The organism is Pseudomonas granadensis (assembly GCF_900105485.1).
Taxonomy (GTDB): domain Bacteria; phylum Pseudomonadota; class Gammaproteobacteria; order Pseudomonadales; family Pseudomonadaceae; genus Aquipseudomonas; species Aquipseudomonas granadensis.
Genome location: NZ_LT629778.1, coordinates 5,502,978 through 5,522,369 on the forward strand (window position 1 = coordinate 5,502,978; position 19,392 = coordinate 5,522,369).

13 protein-coding genes are annotated in these 19,392 nt (G+C 60.8%); 6 read left to right on the forward strand and 7 right to left on the reverse strand.

Going from position 1 to position 19,392, the window contains the following annotated elements; all coding sequences use genetic code 11:
- Nucleotides 1-65: 65 nt before the first annotated feature.
- Nucleotides 66-2,285, forward strand: a complete 2,220-nt coding sequence (locus BLU52_RS24620; protein ID WP_090287698.1) for an autotransporter outer membrane beta-barrel domain-containing protein — start codon at nucleotides 66-68, stop codon at nucleotides 2,283-2,285.
- A 662-nt stretch (nucleotides 2,286-2,947) separates the two neighbouring features.
- Here the strand turns inward: BLU52_RS24620 and oadA are convergent.
- Complete coding sequence (oadA, locus tag BLU52_RS24625) at nucleotides 2,948-4,756, reverse strand: sodium-extruding oxaloacetate decarboxylase subunit alpha (RefSeq protein ID WP_090287700.1); 1,809 nt, start codon at nucleotides 4,754-4,756, stop codon at nucleotides 2,948-2,950.
- Nucleotides 4,757-4,857: 101 nt separating this feature from the next.
- Complete coding sequence (locus tag BLU52_RS24630; protein WP_090287702.1) at nucleotides 4,858-6,273, reverse strand: acetyl-CoA carboxylase biotin carboxylase subunit; 1,416 nt, start codon at nucleotides 6,271-6,273, stop codon at nucleotides 4,858-4,860.
- A gap of 189 nt (nucleotides 6,274-6,462) precedes the next feature.
- On the opposite strand from BLU52_RS24630, the gene BLU52_RS24635 reads away from it, so the two are divergent.
- Entirely contained in the window at nucleotides 6,463-7,425 is a 963-nt protein-coding gene (locus BLU52_RS24635) for a LysR family transcriptional regulator (RefSeq protein WP_090287704.1), read from the forward strand.
- On the opposite strand, the gene BLU52_RS24640 is transcribed toward BLU52_RS24635, so the two are convergent.
- The 3 genes from BLU52_RS24640 to BLU52_RS24650 all read right to left on the reverse strand — a co-directional run bounded on the left by BLU52_RS24640 (nucleotide 7,367) and on the right by BLU52_RS24650 (nucleotide 11,671).
- Complete coding sequence (locus BLU52_RS24640) at nucleotides 7,367-7,570, reverse strand: PA3496 family putative envelope integrity protein (protein ID WP_090287706.1); 204 nt, start codon at nucleotides 7,568-7,570, stop codon at nucleotides 7,367-7,369. The genes BLU52_RS24635 and BLU52_RS24640 overlap by 59 nt on opposite strands.
- Nucleotides 7,571-7,806: 236 nt before the next feature.
- Entirely contained in the window at nucleotides 7,807-8,673 is an 867-nt protein-coding gene (hexR, locus tag BLU52_RS24645; protein WP_007962240.1) for a transcriptional regulator HexR, read from the reverse strand.
- 127 nt (nucleotides 8,674-8,800) lie between these two features.
- On the reverse strand, nucleotides 8,801-11,671 hold the full coding sequence (locus BLU52_RS24650; protein WP_090287708.1) for a putative bifunctional diguanylate cyclase/phosphodiesterase: 2,871 nt from the start codon (nucleotides 11,669-11,671) through the stop codon (nucleotides 8,801-8,803).
- A 256-nt stretch (nucleotides 11,672-11,927) separates the two neighbouring features.
- Between BLU52_RS24650 and uvrD the strand changes: the two genes are divergently transcribed.
- The 3 genes from uvrD to BLU52_RS24665 all read left to right on the forward strand — a co-directional run bounded on the left by uvrD (nucleotide 11,928) and on the right by BLU52_RS24665 (nucleotide 15,825).
- Complete coding sequence (gene uvrD / locus BLU52_RS24655) at nucleotides 11,928-14,111, forward strand: DNA helicase II (protein WP_090287710.1); 2,184 nt, start codon at nucleotides 11,928-11,930, stop codon at nucleotides 14,109-14,111.
- A gap of 289 nt (nucleotides 14,112-14,400) precedes the next feature.
- A complete protein-coding gene (locus BLU52_RS24660; RefSeq protein WP_090287712.1) occupies nucleotides 14,401-15,276 on the forward strand; it encodes a Tim44 domain-containing protein in 876 nt (291 codons plus the stop codon).
- 141 nt (nucleotides 15,277-15,417) lie between these two features.
- On the forward strand, nucleotides 15,418-15,825 hold the full coding sequence (locus BLU52_RS24665; RefSeq protein ID WP_003187120.1) for an SMI1/KNR4 family protein: 408 nt from the start codon (nucleotides 15,418-15,420) through the stop codon (nucleotides 15,823-15,825).
- Between the two features lie 21 nt (nucleotides 15,826-15,846).
- Here BLU52_RS24665 and BLU52_RS24670 read toward each other — a convergent pair whose 3' ends face one another.
- On the reverse strand, nucleotides 15,847-17,610 hold the full coding sequence (locus BLU52_RS24670) for a cation:proton antiporter (protein ID WP_090287714.1): 1,764 nt from the start codon (nucleotides 17,608-17,610) through the stop codon (nucleotides 15,847-15,849).
- A gap of 278 nt (nucleotides 17,611-17,888) precedes the next feature.
- Between BLU52_RS24670 and BLU52_RS24675 the strand changes: the two genes are divergently transcribed.
- Entirely contained in the window at nucleotides 17,889-18,371 is a 483-nt protein-coding gene (locus BLU52_RS24675) for an acyl-CoA thioesterase (protein WP_016772447.1), read from the forward strand.
- A 105-nt stretch (nucleotides 18,372-18,476) separates the two neighbouring features.
- Here BLU52_RS24675 and pdxY read toward each other — a convergent pair whose 3' ends face one another.
- Nucleotides 18,477-19,349 carry a pyridoxal kinase PdxY gene (pdxY, locus tag BLU52_RS24680; RefSeq protein ID WP_090287716.1) on the reverse strand — a complete coding sequence of 291 codons (873 nt, stop codon included), beginning with the start codon at nucleotides 19,347-19,349 and terminating at the stop codon, nucleotides 18,477-18,479.
- Nucleotides 19,350-19,392: the final 43 nt, after the last annotated feature.

Consider the following 19,392-nt stretch of genomic DNA (forward strand, 5'->3'; position numbering starts at 1 on the left):
CGACAGCGGACTTTTGAGGGCCTCCATAGAGTTGAGTCTTCACTCTCTGGAAAAGGCTTTCCTTGATGCGTACTCAACACGGATGTAAACCAGAACACCTGGCGCTGGCCATTTCCCTGGCCCTCGGTTGCGTAGAGTTTGCCAACGCCGAGCAACCCCCCGAAGCCGCTGAACCGTTTGCAAACATCGCGGCACCGCAGCCAACCGAAGCCAGCGCCAAGGAGAAGGCTGCTGAACGACTTCAGAGCTTTCTCAGTGATCCGGGAACGGTGCCCATCGTTTTCGAAACCGCGCAGAAAACCTTCAAGGGCACTGCGGTCAACGATCTGATCAGCCTCAAGGACGGTGCCAGCTTCACCGGCCGACTGGACGGTGGCGAGGGCGACAATGTCCTGTTTCTTGATGCCACCGAGGGCGGTGTGTTGAAAGACACACGCAACTTCAACGGGCTGGTCGTTGCCAAGGGCGACTGGACGTCGAATTCCAGGGGAGACTTCAAGGAAGGTGTGCTGGTTCAAGGTGGCACGGCCCTGACCAGCCTGGGAAGTATCAAAGGCGATGTCTATGTCGATAACGGCGGCAGCTTCGCTGGCAAAGGCACGGTAGCGAATCTGCAAGTCGGCGGGCTGCTTACCGTCAACGGAGCGCTGGGGGCGCCGCGGGTCAAAGGCGATCTGCGCCTGGCGCCAACCGCCGAGCTGGCGTATGAGGTCACGCCTTCTGGCAGTCAAACGATCAAGGTCGATGGCACTGCCGCGCTCGCCGGCGCCACCTTGAATATCGTCGCAGCGCAGGGGGAGTACCCGCAGAGCAGCCAGTACAAAGTTATCGAAGCGGGTGCGGTGGAAGGTGAGTTCGGCACCATTCGCAATAACCTCGCGTTCATGACCGCTACACCTCAATACCACAAGAAATCGGTCGGGCTCACCTATGCCCGGAATGACGTGGCGCTGGAAGAGGTGGCTACGACTGACGCCGGCCGCGCGGTCGCCGAGAGCATTGACGAGCTCGCCGCGCCATTGCTTTCTTCAACCCCAACTCAAACCCCGGACTCTATCTCTACCTCTACCTCTACCTCTACCTCTACCGCTTCGATTGCACCGGAACAGGCCTCAATAGCGGCTTCAGCTTTGGCGTCAATGCCCATTGCCGAATCCTTACCCGTCGCTATCAACGAAGAAACCGTCACCGCACAGGCAGAGCAAGCAGCCGATCAGCCCGCGGCTGTATTAACGAAACCGGCAAACACCGCAGTCGCCGCACTCCTGTCCAGCGACAAGACCACCGCCCCCATCGCCCTCGAACAACTCGCCGCCGGCAGCAACGCCAACCTCGCCAAAGCCACCCTCAGCAGCATTACGCCCGTGAGCGCCAGCATGCTCTCGGCGATGCAGCAGTTGAGCAACAACTCGGACGGAACGTACACATCGGCCAACTCGCCTCGCCAGGCATCCGCCGCTGCCGACACCGGCCGGGTATGGATTCAGGCACTCGGCCATGGCGGCAAGGTCGATCGCGATGTCGACAGCACCCTCAAGCACGCTACCCACGGTCTGGTCCTGGGGACCGACTGGCGGCTCGATGAGCAATGGCATGTCGGCCTGCTCGGCGGCAAATCGCAAACCCGACTCGACGCCCGCCGATACGACGGCGACCTCGACAGCTGGCACCTCGGCGCCTACGCCGTACGCCAGGACGGCCCGATGGCCCTGCGCCTCGGCGCAACCTGGGCCAGCCACGAAGGCAGCAGCAAACGCCGCGTCGCCTTCAACGGCTTCAGCGACCGCCTGCAGGGCAACTACAACGCCAACACCCAGCAAGCCTTCGCCGAACTCGGCTACAACTTCGGCCGCCACAACGCTACCCTCGAACCCTTCGCCAGCCTCGGCTATCAACGCTACCAGCGCGACAGCTACCGCGAGAAAGGCGGCGACGCAGCCCTCGAAGTCTTCGAACAAACCCGCGGCAACCTCAGCAGCACCTTCGGCCTGCGCGCCGCCCACACCACCCGCCTGGACAACGGCATGCGCCTGACCCCGCGCTTCAGCGCCGGCTGGAAACACACCTTCGGCGAAATCGACAACCACACGCACCAACAACTGATCGAAGGCGGAAAACGCTTCGAAGTCGCCGGCGCCGCACTGGACCGCAATAGCCTGTCCATCGACACCGGACTCGACCTCGGCCTCTCCGCCAACCACACCGTCGGCTTCGGCCTCACAGCCGAAGCAGGCAATGACAGCCGGACTCATGGCGTGATGGGACAGTGGCGGATGGCGTTTTGATGGTGGTTAATTAGCCTGAATGCAGTGATTCAGTAAAAAGCCCTCACCCTAGCCCTCTCCCAAAGGGAGAGGGGACCTGACCGCGGTGGATGTGAAAGTTACGTCGACTTCAAATACCGAGTCGTACGCAAACTTCGAAGCCAACCAAAATCGGCTCCCTCTTCCTCAGGAGAGGGCTGGGCGGGCAGCGTTCCGATGAGGGGCGAATCCACCGAAGATCTCAAGCCATGCGGCGCTTCTCACCACTCAATAGGCCGAGTGTCAGCTCGCCTGCTTTTGATCTTGATTCACCGGCGACGTCGGAAGGCTGAGCGGAGGGATTGATCCGGGCGTGGGAGCGCAGCGACCGTCTGGCGCAGCCAGACACAGCGGAAGGAGGTGCAGCGCAGCAAACCGTAGCCGCTGCGCCCGGATCAGTCCCGGAGCGAAGGGACCCGAGCCTGCGAGGGCCGTACGTAGGAGCAAGACTTTTGGTTACTTTGGGGCGTTTGCCAAAGTGACCCGCTGTAAAAGCGGAACCGCCAGAAGAGACCCCCGAAGCAACGGATATTCACCCAAAACCCCAAGAGCCTGGTCGGCCCACAGGCCGCCAAGTCAAAAAGCCAAAAAAAAGGGGAGCACATGCCCCCCCGAGGTTTAAACCATTACATCGAAGCGCTAACTCACCCTTCGATCTCAATCAAAATCTCACCCGGATTCACCCGATCGCCCTTGACCACATGAATCGCCGCCACCTTGCCGGCAATCGCTGCCTGAACCTCCGTCTCCATCTTCATCGCCTCGGTAATCAGCACCGCCTGACCCGCCTTCACAGTGTCGCCCTCCTTGACCAGCACATCGACGATATTGCCCGGCATGGTCGTGCTGACATGCCCCGGCGCCGACGCCTGCTTGCGCTTGCTGCTGCCACCACTGACAAACTCGTTGAGCGGCTCGAACACCACCTCTTCCGGCATGCCATCGATTGACAGATAGAAGTGCCGCTTGCCCTCGGCCTTGACGCCCACACCGGTGATATCGACGCGGTAGGTTTCGCCGTGCACATCGATAACGAACTCGGTAGGCACGCCCTCACCACCCGCAGAGGCAACAGCGCCCGCCTCAGGAATCGGCAACAGCACTTCCGGCGTCAGGGTGCCGGCGGCACGTTCCTCAAGGAATTTGCGACCAATGTCCGGGAACATGGCGAAGGTCAGCACGTCTTCTTCCGAGGTCGCCAGAGCACCGATATCGGCACGCAGCTTAGTCATTTCCGGCTTGAGCAGATCGGCCGGACGTACGTCGATGACGTCTTCGCTGCCGATCGCCTGACGGCGCAGTTTTTCGTTGACCACACCCGGCGCCTTGCCATAACCGCCTTGCAGGTAAAGCTTCACTTCATTGGTGATGGTCTTGTAACGCTCGCCCGCCAGCACGTTGAAAAACGCCTGGGTACCGACGATCTGCGAAGTCGGCGTTACCAGTGGCGGGAAGCCGAGGTCTTCACGCACCCGCGGAATTTCCGCCAGCACTTCGCCCATGCGGTTCAACGCGCCCTGCTCTTTCAACTGATTGGCCAGGTTGGAAATCATCCCGCCCGGCACCTGGTTGACTTGCACACGGGTGTCTACCGCGGTGAATTCGCTTTCAAACTGGTGGTACTTCTTGCGCACGGCGTAGAAGTACAGGCCGATCTCTTGCAGCAGTTCGAGGTTGAGACCGGTATCGAACTCGGTGCCCTTGAGCGCCGCGACCATCGACTCGGTGCCCGGGTGGCTGGTACCGGAGGCGAAGCTGGAGATCGCGGTGTCGATGTGATCGGCGCCGTTTTCAATGGCCTTGAGCTGACACATGGCCGCCAGGCCTGCGGTGTCGTGGGAGTGGATGAACACCGGCAGCGACTGTTCGGCTTTCAGTGCGCGGACCAGTTCGCCCGTGGCGTACGGAGTCAGCAGACCGGCCATGTCCTTGATCGCCACCGAGTCACAACCCATGGCTTCCATTTGCCTGGCCTGGGCGACGAAAGCCTCAATGGTGTGCACCGGACTGGTGGTGTAAGCGATGGTGCCTTGCGCATGTTTGCCGGCAGCCTTCACCGCTTCGATGGCCACACGCAGGTTACGCACGTCGTTCATCGCGTCGAAGATACGGAATACGTCGATGCCGTTTTCTGCGGCTTTGGCGACGAAGGCCTGGACCACGTCGTCGCTGTAATGGCGGTAGCCCAGCAGGTTCTGCCCGCGCAAGAGCATTTGCAGACGCGTGTTAGGCAGCGCCGCGCGCAGTTGGCGCAGACGCTCCCACGGGTCTTCTTTGAGGAAACGTACACAGGCGTCGAACGTCGCACCGCCCCAGCATTCCAGCGACCAGTAGCCGACTTTGTCGAGCTTGTCGCAGATCGGCAGCATGTCCTCGGTGCGCATGCGGGTGGCGAGCAGCGATTGGTGAGCGTCGCGCAGGATGGTATCGGTAACGAAGATCTTCTTGGTCATTGGTATCTCCTCATAGCGGCAAGCTTCAAGCGAAAAGCTGCAAGAAAAAGCCAATCTGCTCTTACTTGCCGCTTGCAGCTAAAAGCTCGCAGCTGTTTCATTCATAGGCCTGCGTGGGCGGCGATGGCGGCGGCGATGGCCAGGGCCAGCTCTTCGGGTTTGCGCTTGATCGAGTAGTTGGTCAGTTCCGGGTGGCTTTCAACGAAGCTGGTATTGAACTGGCCGCTGCGGAATTCCGGGTTGCGCAGGATTTCCTGGTAGTAGGCAGCAGTGGTCTTCACCCCTTGCAGACGCATGTCGTCCAGAGCGCGCAAGCCACGGTCCATCGCCTCTTCCCAGGTCAATGCCCAGACCACCAGTTTCAGGCACATCGAGTCGTAGAACGGCGGAATGGTGTAGCCGGTGTAGATCGCCGTGTCGGTGCGCACGCCCGGACCACCGGGCGCGTAGTAACGGGTGATCTTGCCGAAGCTTGGCAGAAAGTTGTTCTTCGGATCTTCGGCGTTGATGCGGAACTGCAAGGCGAAACCGCGGTGCTGGATGTCTTCCTGCTTCACCGAAAGCGGCAAGCCGGAGGCGATGCGGATCTGCTCGCGAACGATATCGATACCGGTGATTTCTTCGGTGATGGTGTGTTCCACCTGCACACGGGTGTTCATCTCCATGAAGTACACCTCGCCCTCGGCGAGCAGGAACTCCACAGTGCCGGCGTTCTCGTATCCCACCGCCTTGGCTGCGCGTACCGAAAGATCGCCGATGTAGGCGCGCTGTTCCGGAGTCAGTTGCGGGCTCGGCGCAATCTCGATGAGCTTCTGGTTGCGGCGCTGGATCGAGCAGTCACGCTCGAACAGGTGCACGACGTTGCCGAAGCTGTCGCCGAGAATCTGCGCTTCGATGTGCTTGGGATTGACGATGCATTTTTCCAGGAACACTTCGGCCGAGCCGAAGGCCTTGGTGGCTTCGGAAATGACCCGGGGGAAATTCTGTTCGAGTTCTTCGCGGCTGTTGCAGCGACGGATACCGCGACCGCCACCGCCGGAAGTGGCCTTGAGCATGACCGGGTAACCGATGCGGTCACCTTCGGCCAGGGCTTCTTCGATGCCCGAAACGTTGCCTTCGGTGCCCGGCGTGACCGGCACCCCGGCCTTGATCATGCTGCGGCGCGCTTCGGTCTTGTCGCCCATGCGCCGGATGACTTCCGCCGACGGGCCGATGAATTTGATTCCGCGTTCGGCGCAGATCTCCGCCAGTTCGGCGTTTTCCGAGAGGAAGCCGTAGCCGGGGTGCAGCGCATCGCAGCCGGTTTCAACAGCCAGATTCACCAGCTTGCGCGGGTTGAGGTAACCGGCCAATGGCTCGGCGCCAATGCTGTGAGCTTCATCCGCACGCTTGACATGCAAGGCATGGCGGTCGGCGTCGGAAAAAATCGCTACAGAGCGAATGCCCATCTCGGCGCAGGCTCGTACGATTCGTACGGCAATCTCACCACGGTTGGCGATCAGGATCTTTGTTATCACTTGGAGGTTCCCTTGAGCCGGTGGCACCACGACCTGCTGGACCCAGGTCGACGCGTGACCAAATGTTTCAATTCGGTCGCAGGTCCACACTAGCGCTCACAAGGGATTAACAAAAATGAATAAAAATTGGGTCATGCATAAGTAAAGACTTATAGTTGAAACATCGACCACATTTCAGAGCCTGCGAAAATGCGTAAGTCCTTGATGCGTATGACATTGCGCCAGTTGCAGATCTTCAACGAAGTGTGTGATCTGCGTTCCTATAGCCGCGCAGCGGATGAAATGTCCCTCACACAACCGGCCGTCAGCCTACAGATTCGTCAGCTTGAAGAGCTGATCGGCCAGCCTTTGTTCGATTATGTCGGCAAGAAACTCTACATGACCGAGGCAGCCGAAGCGCTGCAGCGTGCCAGCCGCGATATTTTCGGACGCCTGGAAAACCTCGACATGCAACTGTCGGACATGCAGGGCTCGCTGCAAGGTCAGCTGAAACTGGCGGTGGAATCCAGCGCCAAATATTTCGTCCCGCACTTGTTTGCGGCGTTCAAGCGCCAGCACCCCGAGGTCAATCTGCAACTGACCGTGGTCAACCGCGGTCAGGTTATTCGCCGGCTCTCGGACAACCGCGACGACCTGGTGATCATGTCGATGGTGCCGCAAGACATGGGCCTCGAATTTCTGCCATTCCTGAACAATCCGATTGTTGCGGTCGCACGTCCCGATCACCCGTTGGCGCACCTGGGCCCGTTACGCCTGCAGGATCTTGAACCCTATACATTGCTGATTCGCGAGCAGGGCTCGGGCACGCGGCTGGCGTGCGAAGAGTATTTCAAAGAGAAACGCGTGCACTTCACCCAGACTCAGGAAGTGGCCTCGGCCGAGGCTCAGCGCGAATGTGTGCTGGCAGGTCTGGGCGTGGCGCTGTTGACGCGTCACGCCCTGAACCTGGAGCTGGCGACCGGCGGGCTGGTCGAGTTGCCGGTCGAGGAATTGCCGCTGCTGCGTAGCTGGTGCCTGGTGCAGGCCAAAGCCAAACGTCTGTCACCGGTGGCGCATGCCTTCCTGGCGTTTATCCGCAGCGAGCGTGCGCAGATCAGCGCGCTGGTTGAGCGTTTCGACGGGAAGCTGCGGGCGCTGCCTGCCAGAGATTAACCTCGGGAAAATCGCCGATCTCGGCCTGAAGCTGGCGAAGTTCGAAACGATCTTCGATGGCGCGACGGAATTCCATGCGGCGCTGGTCTTCTTGCTGACGACGGGTTTTCGCGGCGCTGTTGCGTTCTTCGTAGGGCTGAGCCATTTCGATTCTCCCAAGGCGAGTACGGGAGTTTCACGATAGGCGTGGGGGATGACGGTTTGGCTGCGCGGGGATGACAGTGCGATGAAACTTGCTCAGGGTTGCGGTGCTTTTCAGGACGCCATCGCGAGCAGGCTCACTCCTGCAAGGGATCTACAGCAACACAAATTGTGCGTCGCATCGAAATCCAAATGGAGCGAGCCTGCTCGCGATCAAGGTCGGAACGACCTTGGATCACTTCAGTCATCAAGGGCTTTCACGGCCTTGGGCGACAAGCGCAAGCTGCGCAAACTGCGCTTCACGCTTTTGAGGTGATTGACCAGGCTCGGCCCGCGCGCCATGGCCACGCCCATCGCCAGCACATCGATCACCACCAGGTGCGCAATACGCGAGGTCAGCGGCGTGTAGATTTCCGTGTCTTCGTGCACATCGATTGCCAGATTGACCGTCGACAGCTCGGCCAGCGGTGTCTGGCTCGGGCACAGGGTGATCAATGAGGCACCGCTTTCGCGAACGAGGTTGGCGGTGATCAGCAGATCCTTGGAGCGCCCCGACTGGGAAATGCAGATCGCCACATCGGTCGGTTTCAAGGTCACCGCCGACATCGCCTGCATGTGCGGGTCGGAATACGCCGCCGCGGTCAGCAGCAGACGGAAGAACTTGTGCTGGGCATCCGCCGCCACTGCACCGGACGCGCCAAAGCCATAGAACTCGACGCGCTGCGCCTGGGACATCAACGTGACCGCACGCTGCAATTCCACCGGATCGAGCTTCTCCCGAACCTCCATCAGCGTGTGCAGGGTGGTGTCGAAAATCTTCAGGCTGTAATCGGCGACCGAGTCGTCTTCGTGGATCGCAAACTGGCCGAAACTGGCACCGGCGGCCAGGCTTTGCGCCAGTTTCAGTTTCAGGTCCTGAAAACCGGAACAACCGATGGCGCGGCAGAAGCGCACGATCGTCGGCTCACTGATGCCGACGCTGTGGGCCAGATCGGCCATGGAACTGTGCATCACCGCCGCAGGGTCAAGCAGCACGTGGTCGGCGACCTTGAGCTCCGACTTGCGTAACAGGTGACGTGACTGGGCGATGTGTTGCAGCAGATTCAAGGGGCTGGACTCTTCTTATGGGCAAGGATGTAGCACGCTTGTAGTTATACTACATGAATTGGCATTTTGCCTGCTCATTGCGTAACTCGATGTCCCGCTAGCTGGCGTGATGGCCTGCATGTAGCCCTTAAAGCGGTTTTTCCTGTTTGCGCAAAAGCCCGGCCAGCGCGCCGGCGTCAACCGGACGACTGATCAGATAACCCTGCACTTCGTCACAACCTTCGCTGCGCAAGAACTCCAGTTGGTACGGGCACTCAACGCCCTCGGCGACGACTTTCAGCGACAAGCCATGGGCCATGGCGATGATCGCGCGCGTAATCGCCGCGTCTTCGCTGCCCTCATCCAAACCGCGGATGAACGCTTGATCGATCTTCACGTAGTCCACCGGAATGCGCTTGAGATAACTCAGCGACGAATAGCCGGTACCGAAATCGTCGATCGCCAGTTTCACACCCAGATCGCGCAGTTGCTGGAACGTCGCGATAATGTGCTCGACGCTGTCGAGCAACTGGCTTTCGGTGAGCTCCAGTTCCAGGCAATGCGGCGCCAGTCCCGTCTCCTCCAGCACCTGCCGCACCAGACTGACCAGTTTGCCTTGGCGCAGCTGGTGCACCGACAGGTTCACCGACACGCGGATCGGCGCCAGGCCCTGCCGCTGCCATTCGCAAGCCTGCCAGCAAGCCTGACGCAAGACGAACTCGCCGATCGGCCCGATCAACCCGGTTTCCTCGGCCAACCCGATGAAGTCCGCCGGCGGCACCTGGCCCATGCTCGGATGCTCCCAGCGCACCAGCGCTTCTGCGGCATTCAGGCGGCCGGTTTGCAGGCACAGTTTCGGCTGATAGAACACGCTGAGCTGCTGCTCCTCGATGGCCCGGCGCAAATGGTTTTCCAGCTGCAAGCGCTCAAGGGTGCTGGCCTGCAAACTGTCGGTGTAGAACTGGAAGTTGTCGCCGCCCAGATGCTTGGCGTGCTGCATGGCCATGTTCGATTGGCTGACCAGCGCGGAAATCTCCCGGGCGTTGTCCGGCAGCAAACTGATGCCCATCGATGCGCTAACCACCAGCTCGTGCCCCTCCACCGTCAGCGGCAAGCGCAACTTCGATGACAAGCGCGTGGCAACGCGGGCCAGACTCGACAGGTTGCCGTAGGCATCGAACAGCACCGCAAATTCATCACCGGACAAGCGCGCAATCGTGTCGGCTTCCGGCAAGGCGTTGACCAGCCGCCGCGCCATTTTTTGCAGCAACTGGTCCGCCACCTCATGCCCGAGGCTGTCGTTGAGCAACTTGAAACGGTCCAGATTGATGTGCAGCAGGGCCAGACTGCGCCGGCTCTGCCGTGAGCGCTGATGCGCTTCGTGCAAGCGTTCGCGAAACAGCGAGCGGTTGGCCAGACCGGTGAGTTCGTCATAGTGAGTCAGATAACGCATGCGCTCTTCAGATTCGCGCCGCGCCGACAGATCGGCGAAGAAGCCGACGATATGGCTGACATTGCCGCGATTGTCGCGCACCGCATTCAATTGCAGCCATTGCGGATACAGCTCGCCGTTCTTGCGCGTTTCCACCAGTTCGCCCTGCCAACTGCCGTGCTGTTCCAGCGCGTGACGGATCGCCACGTAATGGCGCCGGGCATCGCGGCTGCACGGCAACTCGACGACATTGCGCCCGAGCATGTCATCGATGTCATAGCCGGTGACCCGGCTGAAGGCCTGGTTGATTGCGATCAGCGCGTAGTTCGGGTCGAGAATCACAATGCCTTCACTGGCCGCTTCGAACACCGTCGCCGCGAGCCGTTGCTGTTCTTCAAGCCGCTTGCTGGCGCTGATGTCGCGGCGCGTGCCAACCATGCGGATCACTCGCCCATTGGCGCTGCGCTCTACCGCACGGCCACGGTCTTCGATCCAGACCCAATGGCCGTCGCCGTGACGTACGCGATATTCAATCTGATAGTCCTCGCTGCGCCCCTTCAAATGCTCGATCAATGCGTACTTGAGCGTCGGCAGATCCTCGGGATGCAAGCGTGGCTTGAGATCGCGCAGCAGCGCGGTGACGTATTCCGGAGCGAGGCCGAACAACTCCTGAAGCTGCGTGTGGTGGACTTCATCGGTTTGCAGGTTCCAGTCCCACAGCCCCAGCTCGCTGGCCTTCAACGCCAGCGCCAGACGCGCCTCGCTTTTGCTCAGGGCCTGATTGGCCGCGTCCAGTTCGCGGCTGCGCTGGGCGACGCGGTCTTCCAGTTCGACCTGAGCCTCGCGCAGCTTGCCCTCGGCACAGCGGCGCTGCTCGATTTCCCTGGCCAGTTCCTGGTTGAGCTGCTCGCCGCGCAGTTGGGTCCGCTGCAAGTGTTCGATCAGGTGCTGATTCTGAAAGCGCCGAAGCAAACCACGATCGATCAATCGATTGACCTGCCAGGCGACCACGCTCAGCGAGCCGAGCAGAATCAAGCCGAGCCAGCCCCAACCTCGCGCCTGCTCGTCACCGCCCCAGAACAGGTAACCGATCGCTGGCAGCAGACAGGGCAAGGTGAACGACAGGAACGCCGGCAGGCTCACGGCGTAGGCGACACTGGCGGACAGGGTCGCCGCGCCGATCAGGCCGAACACCCAGGCTTGTTGCATGAAGTTGTCGGCGGGCACCAGCGCGATGCCGGCACCGGCAAGGGTCAGGCCGGTCATGGTCGAACCGAGCAGAAACATGCGCCGCCAGATCGGCTGGGCCTGACGATCCGGTATCGCCGAATCGAATGCCGCGACCTGAATCACCCGCAACGCCACCAGCGACAACAACCACACCAGCCATATGCTGACCACGAAGTAACGCTGCGGACTCCAGAGCAATGCCGCGCAGACCAGGCCGTTGATCAACATGAACAGCGTCGGCAGCAATGAGCCCTGATACAGCAGACGCGTGCGCTCGACCGCCATTTCGACGGCGTAGTGCTTGCGGATGACCCGGGGTTCCACGGAGGGTCCCGACAGTTCGGCGCTGAGGATCATGGGCTACGTTCTTGTTCTTATAAGGGGGGCGTGCGCCCGAAACGTCGACGGAGCATACACAAGCCGCTCCGGTTGCCAAACTGCTGCAGGTCAGAATTGCAGCGAAATTTGCGCGTGTCGCGGCACCGTCGCAACCGCTCAAGCGAGACGGGCCGAAGCCTGCAGCGGTGACCGACCGGTCGTCATCGGCAGCACTTTCATCGGCTAATGCAACGCGCGGTTTGCCCGGGCCTGCGGCGCACCCTAGAATGCCCCGATGCGCGATGATCTCTCCCTTCTGCTGAACTCTCTCAACGATGCCCAACGCCAGGCCGTAGCGGCCCCTGTTGGCCGTCAGTTGGTCCTGGCCGGTGCCGGTTCCGGTAAAACCCGAGTGCTGGTGCACCGTATCGCCTGGTTGATCCAGGTCGAAAACGCCTCGCCCCACTCCATTCTGTCGGTGACCTTCACCAACAAGGCCGCTGCCGAGATGCGTCACCGCATCGAGCAGTTGCTGGGCATCAACCCGGCTGGCATGTGGGTCGGCACCTTCCACGGCCTGGCGCACCGCTTGCTGCGAGCGCACTGGCAGGAAGCCGGCCTGAGCCAGACCTTCCAGATTCTCGACAGCGACGACCAGCAACGCTTGGTCAAGCGGGTGATCCGCGAGCTGGGTCTGGACGAACAACGCTGGCCGGCGCGTCAGGCGCAGTGGTTCATCAATGGGCAGAAAGACGAAGGTCTGCGGCCGCAACACATCCAGGCCAGCGGCGATCTGTACCTGGCGACCATGCGGGGCATTTACGAGGCCTACGAGGCTGCGTGCCTGCGCGCCGGGGTTATCGATTTCTCCGAATTGCTGCTGCGCGCCCTCGACCTGTGGCGCGATCATCCGGGCCTGCTGGCGCACTATCAGAAGCGCTTCCGGCACATTCTGGTCGACGAGTTCCAGGACACCAACGCCGTGCAGTACGCCTGGTTGCGTCTGCTCGGCAAGGGCGGCGACAGCCTGATGGTGGTCGGCGACGACGACCAGTCGATTTACGGCTGGCGCGGCGCGAAGATCGAGAACATCCACCAATACTCGTCCGACTTCCCGGATTCCCAGACCATCCGTCTGGAGCAGAACTACCGCTCCACCGCCGGCATTCTCAAGGCGGCCAACGCGCTGATTGCCAACAACACCGGGCGCCTGGGCAAGGAGCTCTGGACCGATGGCGGCGACGGCGAAGCGATCAATCTGTACGCCGCGTTCAACGAACACGACGAAGCACGCTACGTTGTCGAAACCATCGAAAGTGCGCTGAAAACCGGCCTGGCACGCAGCGAGATCGCAATCCTGTACCGCTCCAACGCCCAGTCGCGGGTGCTCGAAGAGGCCTTGTTGCGCGAGCGGATTCCGTACCGCATCTACGGCGGCCAGCGCTTCTTCGAACGCGCCGAAATCAAGAACGCCATGGCCTACCTGCGCTTGCTCGAAGGTCGCGGTAACGATGCGGCACTGGAGCGGGTGATCAACGTGCCGGCCCGCGGCATCGGTGAGAAAACCGTCGAAGCGATTCGTGAGCACGCCCGGCACAGCGATGTGTCGATGTGGGAAGCGATGCGCCAGCTGGTTGCCAACAAAGGCCTGACTGGCCGCGCGGCCAGCGCACTGGGTGCGTTTATCGAGTTGATCGAAAACCTTGCCGCCAAGTGCGCCGAGATGCCGTTGCACTTGATGACCCAGACCGTCATCGAGCAGTCCGGCCTGATCGCCTATCACGAAGCGGAAAAAGGCGAAAAAGGCCAGGCGCGGGTAGAAAACCTTGAGGAACTGGTCAGCGCCGCGCGCAACTTCGAAAACACCGAAGAAGACGAAGAGCTGACGCCACTGGCGGCGTTCCTCGGCCACGCTTCGCTGGAGGCCGGCGACACCCAGGCCGACGAGCACGAAGACAGCATCCAGTTGATGACGCTGCACAGCGCCAAAGGCCTGGAATTCCCTTACGTGTTCCTTGTGGGCATGGAAGAAGGCCTGTTCCCGCACAAGATGAGCCTTGAGGAACCGGGGCGTCTGGAGGAGGAACGGCGTCTGGCCTATGTGGGTATCACTCGGGCGATGCAGAATCTGGTGATGACTTACGCGGAAACTCGCCGCCTGTACGGTAGCGAGACCTACAACAAGGTGTCGCGTTTCGTCCGCGAAGTGCCGAAAGGTCTGATTCAGGAAGTGCGTTTGTCGAACAGCGTCAGCCGACCCTTCGGCGGCAACCAGTCGATGAGCGGCAGCAACCTGTTCAGCGGCAGCGAGATACCGGAGACCGGTTTCGTCCTCGGCCAGGCCGTGCGCCATTCAATTTTCGGCGAAGGCGTAATCCTCAACTTCGAAGGCTCCGGCGCGCAGGCCCGGGTGCAGGTGAACTTCGGCGAAGGCAGCAAGTGGCTGATGCTCGGTTACGCCAAGCTCGAGGCCATCTAACGCTGGTTTCGCTTGCTTTCTGTAGGAGTGAGCCTGCTCGCGATAGCGGTCTGTCAGTCATCAATGTGGTGACTGACACACCCTCATCGCGAGCAGGCTCACTCCTACAGGAGGCCCAAATCCCTCTGAACCTATCGCCTTTTCCTACACACAAAAGTACATCGGCTGATTGCCTCGCCAAGCTGAACGCAACCTGTCAGGCAAAAGCCGGAAACACTCTCTCGCTAGCCAGTAACACTTCAGCTGTGCAACATGGCGCGCGTGTCTCCACAAAACGGGAATACCTTTTATGAAACGTTTTCTTAGCATCGCCATGGCGTTGTGCATCGGCCTGACGATGAGCCTCGACGCCAACGCCAAGCGCTTTGGTGGTGGCAAAAGCGCCGGCGCTGCGCCGACGCACCAGACCAGCCAGATGGCTCCTTCTTCTCCAGGCGTGGGCGGCGCAGCTGCAACCGCTGGCGCTGCCGGTGCTGCGGGCGCTGCGGCCAAGGCCGGCGGTGCTTCCAAGTGGCTCGGCCCTCTGGCCGGTATCGCCGCCGGTGGCCTGCTCGCGTCCATGTTCATGGGCGGCGGGTTCCAGGGCATGCAGATCTTCGACATCCTGATCATGGCGCTGATCGCGTTCGTGATTTTCCGCTTCATTGCCGCCCGCCGTCGCAAGCAGCAGGAGCAGCTCGCTCCGGCCGGCGCGCCGATGCAGCGTGAAGTGTTCGAGCAGAAACCTGCTGCCATGGGTTCGATCTTCGGTGGCTCTGCCGCTCCGGCTGCTGCCCGCCCGGTGATCAACGCACCGGCCTGGTTCAACGAACAGCGCTTCCTCGAAGCTGCGCGCAGCCACTTCCAGTCGCTGCAGCAGCACTGGGACGCGAATGAAATGGACAAGATCGCCGAGTTCGTGACTCCGCAAATGCTTGAATTCCTCAAGCGTGAGCGCGCCGACCTGGGTGATGGCTTCCAGTCGACCTACATCGACAACCTGCAAGTGCAACTGGACGGCGTCGATGATCGCGCCGACAAGACCATCGCCACCCTGACCTTCACCGGCGTATCGAAGACCTCGCGCTTCGACCAGGGCGAAGTGTTCAGCGAAAGCTGGAACATGGAGCGTCCGCAGGGCGACAACCAGCCTTGGCTGGTCGCCGGTATTCGCCAGAACGGCTGATTGCCTGCTGCGCTCCACTTGCGGTAATAAAAAAACCCCAGCCTCGGCTGGGGTTTTCTATTTCGCAGTTGCATCTATAGCGAGCTACTGTATAAACCGGCCCCTATAAACCGCGCCATTCAAGCAAGAGGATCCCCGGACGTGGAAGAAATCATCGAACAACTACGCGAAGCCAACGAACCCGTACCGGTTCCCCTGGAGTTGCCTGACGAAGACCTGCTGGTCGAAATCGAAGAACAACTGTTCATCGACATTCCCTTTGTCTTCCGGGAATTTTTGCTGACCGTCAGCGATGTGGTCTATGGCAGTCTCGAACCCGTCACCGTCACCGACCCGCAATCCCACACCTATCTGCCGGATGTCGCGGCAAACGCATGGGATGCAGGAGTTGATCGCAGCCTGATCCCGATCTGTCAGGACGGCGATGACTACTACTGCGTCGAAGAAGACGGCACCGTGGTGCTTTGGCAGGCCGAAGAAGAACTGATTGCCGAAGAAACCTGGGAATCGGTGTGGCACTGGGCGCGGGACGTCTGGCTGGAAAGCTGATCGGCCAGCCGCCCCGGCAGCTTAGTGCCCTGACGACTCCTTGTGATTGTCGAGGGTTTCCAGCAACGCTACCTGCATCCGCGTGTGCACGCGGATGAACCAGCGCCAGAGCAGCGCCGCCACGGCGGCCGCGACCACGGCGATCAGCACCAGCAACTTGTTGGTTGGCAGGATACTGGCCGACAAGGCTGCCAGCAGCAGGAAAATCACCAGCAGCGAGAGAATCGGGATCACCTCGGCGATCACCCGACGCACTCGCTGCGTGTGCCGCCCGGCCATCTCCGGCTTGACGCCCATCTCCGCGAGCAACATCGACAGCGCCTTGAGCTTGCGATAAGCAGCGATCAGGAACGGCAGCGACACCAGCAACGCGCCGCCCCAGATCAGCGCCTTCTGCCAGCTCGGATCACCGATCCAGTCCTGCAGCCACACCGACAGGCGTTCGGCGAAGTAAGCCCCGGCGATGAAGATGGCAATCACCAGCGCCAGGTTGACCCCGACCTGCAACAGAATCCGCCGGATCATCGACGCCAGCATCGCGCCCTCGCCTTGCGGCTGGATGCTGCGCAGCCATTCACCGTACATGCCCAGCACCCGGCCGAGACGCTTGGGCATGGCCGCGGATAACTTGATCGACAGCGGATCGGCCGCGCGAATCAGATAAGGGGTCAGCAACGTGGTAATCACCGATACCGCCACGGCGACCGGGTAGAGAAAATGGCTGGTGACCTGCAAGGTCATGCCCAGCGCGGCGATGATGAAGGAAAATTCGCCGATCTGTGACAGGCCCATCCCCACGCGCAGTGAGGTACGTCCGTCATTGCCGGCGATAAACGCACCGAGGCCGCAGGACAACATCTTGCCCAGCACCACGGCCACGGTAATCACCGCGATCGGCCAGGCGTATTCGAGCAGGATCATCGGGTCGAGCATCAGGCCGATGGCAACGAAGAAGATTGCGCTGAACAGATCACGCACCGGCTCGACCAGCCGTTCGATCTTCAGCAGTTGCCGCGACTCGGCCATGATCGCGCCAATCAGGAAGGCGCCGAGGACCATGCTGTATTCGAGTTTGACTACCAGCAAGCAGAAGCCGAAACACAAGCCCAGCACGGTGATCAGCAGCATCTCGTTGCTGTCGAATTTCGCCACGTAGGCCAGCAGGCGCGGCACCAGCAGGATGCCGATGACCAGCGCAACGATCATGAACAGCGACAGCTTGCCGACGGTGGAAAACACTTCGCCGGAACTGACCGTGCCGCTGACCGCAATGCTCGACAGCAGCGCAATGATGCCGATGCCGAGGATGTCCTCGACGATCAGTACGCCGAAGATCAACTGCGCGAAGCGCTCGTTCTTCATCTTCAGATCATTGAGGGCTTTGACGATGATGGTGGTCGAGGAAATCGCCAGGATCGCGCCGAGGAACAGCGAGTCCATGGTGTTCCAGTCGAACCAGCGGCCGATTTCGTAACCGATCCAGATCATCAGGATGATTTCCAGAAACGCCGCGATAAACGCTGTGGCGCCGACCTTGAACAGCTTGCGCAGGCTGAACTCCAGCCCGAGGCAGAACATCAGGAAGATCACCCCCAGCTCGGCGAGGGTCTTGATGGTGTCTTCGTCGTGGATCAGGCCGAACGGTGGCGTATGCGGGCCGATGATGAAGCCGGCAACGATGTAGCCGAGTACCACCGGTTGTTTGAAACGATGAAACAGCACGGTCACCACGCCTGCAACCAACATGATCACTGCCAGATCCTGAATGAAGCTGATGGCATGCATGGTGTGGGGCTCCTTGATGACGAGGCCGCGGACAGACGTCAGAAGCATCTGCGCAGGCTGGGTAAAAATCCGCTTCGGCTGTAGGAATTGCCCTTGGTCAGGGCTTTTGCAGGTTAACACCGCGACTTCTTTCAGAAAGCCGGTGCAATATAAGGAAACAGATCGATTCCTGCGTGACGGCGAGCCTGCGCCCGGCGTCCCGATATCGGTGCTTTTGAAAAGCGACCAGGCACCCGCAGAGGTGCTTTCAGCCATCCGCCTTGACCCGTGAGAACGTTATGGAACCCGGAAACGCCCAGCTGTCGATGACGGTACTGATGACCCCCGACATGGCCAACTTCTCTGGCAATGTCCACGGCGGTACGCTGCTCAAATACCTCGACGAAGTGGCCTACGCCTGCGCCAGCCGGTATGCCGGCCGCTACGTGGTGACCCTGTCGGTGGATCAGGTGATTTTCCGTGAGCCGATCCATGTCGGCGAGCTGGTGACCTTCCTCGCGTCGGTCAACTACACCGGCAATACCTCGATGGAGGTCGGTATCAAAGTGGTCACCGAGAACATCCGCGAGCGCTCGGTGCGCCACACCAATAGCTGTTTCTTCACCATGGTGGCCGTGGACGACCAGCGCAAACCCGCCGCCGTACCGCCGCTGCAACCGCAGAACAGCGAAGACAAGCGCCGCTTCATGCAGGCGCAGCAACGTCGGCAAATTCGTCAGGAGCTGGAAAAGCGTTATCAGGAGATCAAGGGCGACGCTTGAGATTTGTTGCGTTAAGAAAATCGCTATCGCGAGCAGGCTCACTCCTAAATTGGAATGTGTTTCCCTGTTGGAGTGAGCCTGCTCGCGATTGGATTCAACGCGGTATTACAAACTGATCGCCGTCGCCTCGAACTTCACCCGCGGATGCGCAATCCGGTCCTGCGCCCGCACCAGTTGCAACTCGTAACTGGCACACGCCTGGGTCTCCAGCAGCACCTCATGCACCGCCGCCGCGGTGAACTCGAATGCGGCCAGCAGACTGTCGCCCAATAGCACTCGCGCCAGGAACAGACCGGAGGTCAGGTCACCGACACCCACCGGCTGACGCGGAAACGCCAGCAGTGGACGGCGCAAATGCCAACTGCCCTCAGCCGTCACCAGCAACATCTCGAAGCCATCGGCCGGTTTGCCTGGATAGTCCAGATGCTTGACCAGCACCGCTTTCGGCCCGCGTGCCAGCAGTGCCCGCGCCATCGCCAGGCAATCGAACAGCGATTGCGGCTTGCGCCCGGAAAAGCTGTCCAGCTCCAATTGGTTCGGGCACATGATGTCTGCCACTGCTGCCGCCTCATCCAACAGGAAGTCGCTGACTTCGGTCGGCACGCTGCAGCCTTTCTCCGGATGCCCCATCACCGGGTCACACAGATACAGCATCTTCGGATTGACCGCTTTGATGCGCGCCACACCGCTGAGAATCGCACGGCCCTGCGCGGCACTGCCGAGGTAGCCGGACAGCACCGCGTCGCAGTTGCCCAGTTCACCAATGGCGGCAATCCCTTCGATCAGCGCGGGAATCTGCTGCGGCGCCAGCACTTCACCCGCCCACTGCCCATACTGGGTGTGGTTGGAAAACTGCACGGTGTTGAGCGGCCAGACGTTGACGCCGACCCGCTGCATCGGAAAAACCGCGGCGCTGTTGCCGGCGTGGCCGAACACCACGTGGGACTGGATGGCGAGCAGATGAGGCGTGCGTTTCATTCGGGTCATTCCGTAAAACGATTGAAATTCAAGCCGCGCAGTA